This is a genomic window from Herbaspirillum sp. FG34, from assembly GCF_057809315.1.
This window is the reverse complement of record NZ_JBMDJS010000039.1, coordinates 1-8,280: the sequence shown is the minus strand read 5'-3', so window position 1 is coordinate 8,280 and position 8,280 is coordinate 1. Positions and strand designations below refer to the sequence as shown.

Genomic DNA, 8,280 nt, shown 5'->3' with positions numbered 1-8,280 from the left:
CGCCCACCCGTTGATCACGCGTGAGGCCCTGTGCCATCAGCCACTGCGCCAGGGCGTTGGCGCGGGCGTTGAGCTGGCCGTAATCGAGTACCTGCCCGGTATGCGGTACCCGCAAGGCGAGCCGCTCGGGGCGTGCCTTTGCCTGTGCTTCGATCACCGCCAGCACGTTGCCGGCCTCATGGGCCTGCGCATTGACGCTCCATGCCTGTAGCGCCGACTGTTCCTGCGCGCCCAGCAACGCCAGTTCACCGATGGGGGTGTCGGCTGCGCTGGCCAAGTGTTCCAGTACACTGAGATAGACAGTACCGATACGGGCAATGCTGGACTCCCGGAACAGTGCGCGACGGTATTCCAGCCGCAGCTTGACCTGCCCGCGGATGATCTTGACGTCCATGGCCAGATCGAATTTGGCCGCATGCAGGTCGATCTCCAGCGTACTGGCCTGCAAGCCCGGCAGATCCAGCGTGCCGCTGCCCTCGATGACCTGCAGCCCGAACAGGGTCTGGAACAGCGGATGGCGCGGCAGGCCGCGTTCGGCGGGGTAGCGTTCCAGCAGCAGTTCGAAGGGCAGCTCGGCATGGGCCATGGCTTCCAGCGTATCGCTGCGCACCTGGCGGCACAGCGTGCGCAGGCTCATGCCGGGGTCCAGGCGCGCGCGCATCACCTGGGTGGTGACAAAGAAGCCCACCATCTCCTGCAGCGCCGGGTGGTTGCGTCCGGCCTGTGGAATACCGACGGCAAAATCGTCCTGCCCGCAGCAATGGCGCAGCGTTACCTGCCAGGCCGCGAGCATGGCCACGAAGGGCGTGCAGCGCTCCTGCTGGCAGAACTGGCGCACACGCGCCGCCAGCGACTCCTCCAGCACCAGGCTGTAACCCGCACCTGCCTGGGCATCAGTGCTGTCGCCACGCTCCACCGGCAGGTTCAGCGGCGGCACTTCCGGGCCCAGCCGGGCTTGCCAGTGATCCAGTTCCTGCCGCAACCACTCGCCCTGGCACTGCGCTCGCTGCCGGCGGGCATGATCGGCGTACTGCAAGGCCAGCGGCGGCAGTCTTGGGGCCTGCCCGGCCAGCGCTTGCGCATAGGCTTGCTGCAGGTCGCGCGCGACGATGGGATTGGACCAGGCGTCCGATACGATGTGGTGCATGCCCATGATGAGCACATGTTCTTGCTCGTCCAACCGTAACAGATGCACGAACAGCAGCGGTGCGCGGGAGAGATCGTAGACGTGACGCGTGGCGGCCTCGATGGCCGCGCTCACTTGCGCCTCCCGCGCATCGGCGGCCAGTTCGCGCAGGTCGCTCAGCTGCAGCGGCAGCGATACGGTGGGCAGGACCTCCTGGCAGGCCACGCCGTCCTGTTCGGCAAAGCGCGTACGCAGGCTGCCGTGCCGTGCGACCACGGCCTCGAAGGCCGCCTGCAGGGCAGCGTGATCCAGTACGCCGCACAGGCGGAAGGCGCGCGTCAGGTTGTAGGCAGTCTGTTGCGCTTCGAGCTGGTGCAGGTACCACAGCTGCTGCTGCGAGAACGAGAGCGGCGCCGGTCCATCCTGAGGCCCCTCCTTGTCCGTCCGTTCGTGTTCGCGTTGATCGGCTTGCAGCAGGGCCAGCAACTGATGATTTTTTTCGTTCATGAAAGCGTGATCCAAGAAAAGGGCCGACGATCTAGGCCTGTTCCAACAGGGCGTCGCGTTGCGCTGCGGGCATTTCCAGCAGCGTGCGGCGCAGGCCCGCGAGCTCGGCCAGGGCGGCGGCATCGGGGGCTTGTGCGCGCAGCGCGGCCGCCAGCGCGGCCGGGGTGGCATGATCAAACACCAGGGCCGGGGCAATCTCGATCTGCAGCAGTTTGCGCAACCGCGCCACCAGCTTGATGGCCAGCAGCGAATGTCCGCCGGCTTCGATGAAATCGCTGTCGCGGCCCAAGGCGGGCGTGGCGGGCAGCAGTTGCTGCATGGTGTCCAGCACGACGAATTCGAGATCGTCCGCCACAGCCCGTGCCTCGCCGCCCTGCCCGCTCTCGGCTGGCGATTCGGCCAGCGCATCCAGCAAGGCGCGCCGGTCGATCTTGCCATTGGCCAGTCGCGGGAAGGATGGCAGCGCCAGGATGCGCGCTGGCTGCATTGCCTCCGGCAGCACATCCCGCAAGGCCAGTCGCAAGGGTTCCACGGCAAGATTCTCCCCGCTCACCCAGGCGATCAGCCGCGCGGGTTCGCCCTGCGGCATGACGCAGGCCTGGCGCACGCCGGCTTGCTGCAACAGCGCTGCTTCGATCTCGGCCGGTTCGACGCGAAAGCCGCGGATCTTCACCTGTTCGTCCGAGCGCCCCAGGATGCGCAGCCCGCCTTGGGGCAGATGGCAGGCCAGGTCGCCGCTGCGATACCAAGCCTGGCGGTCTTCCGGTGGACGGTTCAGATAGCCGCGGCTGCGCTGGGCCCCGGCGATGCAAAGCTGGCCGATGCCGCCTACCGGCACGGGGCGCAGGTCGGCATCCAGGATCGCCACGCGGCAGTTGGCCATCACGCGGGTCAGCGGCGCGGCAGCGGCCCCGCTGGCGGCGTCGCTGGCGCAACACGCATGCCACATCACGCCCACCGTGGTTTCGGTGGGGCCGTAATGGTTGAAGATGCGGGCCTGCGGCTGACATTGCCAGATCCGCCGCAGCAAGGCCGCCGGGCTACTCTCGCCGCCCAGTACCAGGGTCGCGGGCAGGACGGCAGAGCCGCCATCGAGCAAGGCTTCCAGATGCGACGGCACGATCTTGAGCGCATCGACCCGATGACGTTGCAGGAAGGCGGCGAAGTGCGCACCATCCTGCATGTCGCTGGCGTCGGCGATGGCCAGTTCGGCGCCATGCAGCAGCGCGGCGAACAGCGCCGTATTGCCCAGATCGGCCGCCACCGTGCTGGTCAGTCCCCAGCAGCGACATGGCGCCAGGCCCATGCCCTGCGACGCCGCCACCACGTAGTTGAGCAATTGCGCATGCTCGATCAACACCCCCTTGGGGGTGCCGGTCGAACCCGAGGTGTAGAGCAGATAGGCCAGGTCCTGCAACGCCGGCGCGACCGTCGGCGCCTGCATGGAATAGCCCTGCAGGTCGGCCGGCCACAGCGCGCAATGCAGCCCGTCGGCGGCCGGTGCCTTGCCATCATGCAGCACCAGTGCCGGAGCCGCATCGGCCAGTATCGCCTGCTGGCGCACGGCGGGCCAGTCGGGATCGATGGGGACGTAGGCGGCACCGCAGCGCCAGACTGCCAGCAGCGCCATCACCAGTTCCGGCGAGCGTGGCAGCACCAGCGCCACATGCGCGCCGGGCCTCACGCCCTGCGACTGCAACCAGTGCGCCAACTGGTTCACGCGCTGCAGCAGTTGCCCATAGCTGATCTGACCGTCGGCACTAGACAAGGCAATGGCGTGCGGCGTATTGAGCGCATGTGCGGCAATGTGCGTGAGCAGCGTGTCGCGCCCGAGCGGCAGCACCTCTGCCGTCATCGACAGTCGTTGCGGCCAGATGGCGGCATCATCCCATTGCAATTCGCTGCAGGCGGTATCGGGTCGTGCCAGCAGCTCGCGCAGCCAGGCCTGGTACTGGCGCAGCAAACCGGTCATGCTGACGGCGTCGTAGTGCCGCGCATCGTAATGCAGCTGCAAACCAGGCGCGGCCGGATCGGACAGATCAACATGCAGCGCCAGCGACAGGCGGGGATCACCCGAGGCCGCCCCCTGCAACGCCCACTGCAGTGCACCTTCCTGCCAGCGCCCGACGGCATGACGCACGCTCAAGCCGATCTCCGCTGGTCTGGCAGCCAGATCATCGGGCAGATATTCCTGGGCCGCCACATGCTGCTCCTGCTGCGCGGCCAGCTGGTTCACCAGTTCGCTCAACGAGGCTTGCGGCGGCACGTTCAGGATCAGCGGCAGGGTCTTGCCATACAAGCCCAGCGCCTGGGCCATGGGTTCGTAATCGTCGCGGCAATCGTGCTGCCAGGCGCAGGCGATCCGGGACTGCTGTCCCAGGCGAGCCAGCAGGGCCAGCCAGGCCGCCTGCAGCACAGTGGCGACCTGCCATCGCCCGCTGGCCTGCCCGCTCTGAAGGGCGCTCGCCATCTCCTCGGCAATACGGTGGTGCAGAAGCGCCGGAACCGCCGCAGCCGCCCCTGCCTCGCGCCGATAGGACAACCGCAGCGCCGGCGTCTGTTCCAGTTGCTGGGCCTGATGGGCCCAGTAGGCCTGGCCGATGCGGGCATCGTCGTCTTCCTCGAGAGACTGGCGCCACTGCACATAATCGGTGTACTGGAAAGCCTCCCCGGTGGACAGGTCCTGATCATGGTAGCGACGCCATAGCTCATCGGCCAGCAACCACAGGCTGCGCTCATCGAGCGCCAGGGACGCGGCCGCCACCAGCAGGCGGCCACGCTGGGGCGCGTCCTCGACCAGCCAGCCCTGAATCACGTGCCCGCGCGCCAGATCGAACGCTACCGTCGGCATGGCGGCACCCGCCGGCAGCATGTGCAATTGCAGACTCTGGCCCGGAGGCTGCGGCAACGGCGCCTGACGCAGACCACGATAGCCTTCGGCCTGGCCGAAGGCATGACGCAGGACGGCGTGACGCGCGACGACCCAGCTCCATGCGGCCTGCAGACGCGCGCTCTCCAGCGGCCCCTGCCAGTGCAATGGCAGGATATGGGCTGTGTGGGCGTGCGCCTGCTGCAGGCGCTGTTCGGAACTGAGCGCGACAGTCTGGTCCAGTGGCCTCATGCTGCGCCCTCCGAGAGTTCATCGACGGCGGTAGAGGGCGCGCTGACCTCGGCGCGTTCCACCATGGCGCCCATGGCCACGACGATCTTGCGCGGCCCCTCGTAGGGATCGCGGGCATGCGCGGCCAGCATGTTGTCGAGCATGACCACATCGCCCTGCTGCCAGTCGAAGCGCACTGCGCATTGTTCGTAGAGTTCACCGATCAGGGCCATGGTGGCATCGGGAATGGGTGTGCCATCACCGAAGAGCACATTGCGCGGCAGGCGCTCCGGACCAACCATGGACAGCAGGTCTTGGCGTACTTCCGGCTCCAGGCAATACGGATGGTGCAACTGCACCTGGTTGAAGAACACCTCCGCTCCGGTGACCGGATGCACGATCACTGCCGGACAAAGTGTACTGGTCTGCAGGGTGTCTTCATCGAGCCAGCGATAGCCGGTGCCGGCTGCCGTCAGCCGGGCTTCCACCACGGCACGGTCGTCCGTGCCGAAGAAGGATTGCCAGCTCACATCCAGACGTGGCGTGAAGGTGCGCACGTAGCGCAACTGCTTTTGCTGCAACTCGCGCCGCAGCGCGGGAGGAAGACGACGCAGCATTTCACGGCAATCGACGATGGGTGTGGCCCCGCCTACCGGAGACGGCAGCTCGCAGAAGAACCACTGCTTGCGCGGCCAGCGTTCGATGTGGGCGCTTTCATTGTGGTACAGGATCATCTGCTTTTCGGGATAGGGGGTGGAGCGATAGGTCTTGTTGCCCCCCTCCTTCTTGGGCAGGTCGCCATAGCTGCCATACAGTTCCGGCTCGATGGCTTCGGCGAAGCGCTCGAAGTCCTGCGGCGTAGCCAGGCCGAAGCGCCGGAACAGGATGCCGCCATGACGCTCCAGCAGACTGGCGATCAGCGGCTGGTTGGCACGCGCCCAGGCCACCGTATCGAGGTCGGCGCTGGTGGCCTCCACCAGCAAGGGAAAGTCGGTGCCGGGTCGCAGGGGGCGCATGCGCACAGCCGCCTTGGGGGCCGCCGCGCTCATGCCCTTGAGCTTGTTGAGCTTGTCGAGCTTGCCCGGGGCCAGCGGCGCTCGGGCAGGGGAAACGGAAACAGTGCTTGACATGGTCAGGGGTTCTTTCATGAGAGGGATTTCATACCGGGACAGCGGCCAGTGCGGTTGTGCCACGATCTGCTCCAGCAACGCGACCCAGGCCGCCGCCATGCGCTGCATGGTGCCGCTCTGGAAAACCTGGCTGGCATAGACCCAGTCGGCCTGCAGCGCGCCATCCACCGGGGTGACGAACAGCGCGATGTCGAACTTGGCATGGGCATGGCTGGCGGGCAGCGCCTGCACCTCCAGGCCGGGCAAGTCGAAGTCATGCGTGGGCATGTTCTGCATCACGAACAGCAGCTGCACCAGCAGGTTCCAGCGGCGGTCGCGGCGCGCCGTGGCCAGTTCGGCGATACGCTCGAAGGGCAACGAGGAGTGGGCGAAGGCATCGAGCACTGTGCCGCGCGTAGCCGCCAGCCACTGTGCAAAGCTCTGTTCGGGCTGGTGACGCGAGCGTAGCGGCAGCACGTTGACGAAGAACCCGACCATCTCTTCCAGTGCCGCATGCTCGCGCCCGGCCACATCGGTACCGATGAGCAGGTCGTCCTGTCCGCTCTGGCGATGCACCAGCAACTGGAAGCTGCCCAGCAGCAGCATGAAGAGCGTGCAGTCGCACGCCTGCGCCAGAGCTTGCAACTGCCCTGTGAGGCGCTCGGGGATACGTACTGACAGGCGCGCACCGTCGCCCGACCACTGTGCCGGCCGCGGCAGGTCCACCGGCAAGGCCGGCTGCGCCGGGGCTCCTTGCAGGGCCGCACGCCAGAAGTCTTCCTCGGTGGCGCGCATACCCTGTTGCTGCCGCCACGCTGCATAGTCGGCGTATTGCAGCGTCGGTGCCGCCAGCGCGGGCGCCTGGCCCGCGTGCAGTGCGCGGTAGATCGCCGAGAACTCTCGGATCAGGACCCCGACCGACCAACCATCGGCGGCGATGTGATGCACCGCCAGCAGCAGCACCTGGCGCGGCCGACCATCCTGCGTCGGAGCCAGTAGCACCAGGACCGCCCGCAGCAGCGGCACGGTGGTGAGATCGAAGGGGCGCACGGCTTCTTCACGCCGCAATACGGCCAGCATCTGCTGCTGCACGTCCGGCGCCTGCGCGCGCAGATCCTGTACCGCCAGCAGCGGGATGCTGTCCGCCGGCGATACGATGCGGGCGACGGGTTCGCCTTCATCATCCTCGTGATAGCTGGTGCGCAGGATTTCGTGACGCTGCACCAGCAGCGCCAGTGTCTGCGCCAGCGAGGCTGGTGCCAGTACGCCATCGAACTGCAGCGCTGCCGTCATGTTGTAGGCGGCCGCCCCACCCTGCATGCGATCCACCAGCCACAGGCGCTGCTGCATCGGCGAGAGTGGCATGCGCGGCGTGCGCGCTACCGGCTTGAGCGCGGGCTGCTCTTCCTGCGGTGCGCGACTGCGTGCAATCAGCTGCGCCAGTTCGCCGAGCACGGGCGCGGCAAACAGGTCGCGCAACGTCAGTGTGTGCTGCGGATGACGTGCGCGCCAGCGCGTGACCACGCTGGTGGCCAGCAATGAATGCCCGCCCAGGGCGAAGAAATTGTCTTGCCGCCCAACTTGGGGCAGGCCCAGCACGTCTTGCCAGATCGCTGCCAGCGCCAGTTCGATCTCGCCTTGCGGGGCGCTGTAGTCGCTCTCCTGACTGATCTGCACCGGCGGCAGGGCCTTGCGGTCGATCTTGCCATTGGTGTTCAGGGGCAGCGCCGGCAGCACCATGATGATGGCCGGTACCATGTACTCGGGCAGATGCGCGGCCAATGCCGTCTTCAATGCCGCCTCGTCATATCCATGGCCCTGTTGCAGCGATACATACGCCGCCAGTCGCTGGCCCTCCACCGCCACCACCACTGCTTCACGAATCGAAGCTTGCGCCAGCAAGGCGGCCTCGATCTCGCCCAGTTCGATGCGCAGCCCGCGCAGCTTGACCTGATGATCCAGCCGACCCAGATACATCAATTGCCCATCCTCGCGCCAGCGCACCAGGTCCCCGGTGCGATACAGACGCTGCCCGTTGTCGGAGAACGGATCGGCGACGAAACGCTCGGCCGTCAGTCCCGGCTTGTTCAGATAACCGCGTGCCAGATTCACGCCGCCCAGGTACAACTCCCCGGCCACGCCCGGCGGCACCAGCTGCAATGCCGCGTCCAGCACATAGGTCCGGGTGGCACTGATGGGGCGGCCGATGGGTACGCTATTGCCTTCGTCATCCGGCTGGCAGGTCCAGTGGGTGACGTCGATGGCCGCTTCGGTCGGCCCATACAGGTTGATCAAGGCAGTCTGCGGCAACTGGCGCTGGGTCTGCTGCTGCAATTCCATCGGCAGCGCCTCGCCACTGCAGATCACGCGGCGCAGGCCGGGACAATCCGCACCGTGGCCGTCGTTGACGAAAGCCTGCAGCATCGACGGCACGAAGT

3 protein-coding genes are annotated in these 8,280 nt (G+C 67.0%); all 3 read right to left on the bottom strand.

Features of this window, described 5'->3' with window-relative positions; genetic code table 11:
* Positions 1 to 1,633, bottom strand: a 1,633-nt coding sequence (locus tag ACODSZ_RS22955; RefSeq protein WP_488928623.1) for a condensation domain-containing protein, incomplete at its 3' end; no start/stop codon positions are given.
* A 31-nt stretch (positions 1,634 to 1,664) separates the two neighbouring features.
* Positions 1,665 to 4,754, bottom strand: coding sequence for a non-ribosomal peptide synthetase (locus tag ACODSZ_RS22950; RefSeq protein ID WP_488928622.1), 3,090 nt, complete (start codon positions 4,752 to 4,754; stop codon positions 1,665 to 1,667).
* The coding region (locus ACODSZ_RS22945) for a TauD/TfdA family dioxygenase (RefSeq protein WP_488928621.1) at positions 4,751 to 8,280 on the bottom strand (3,530 nt) is incomplete at its 5' end. The genes ACODSZ_RS22945 and ACODSZ_RS22950, both read right to left, overlap by 4 nt.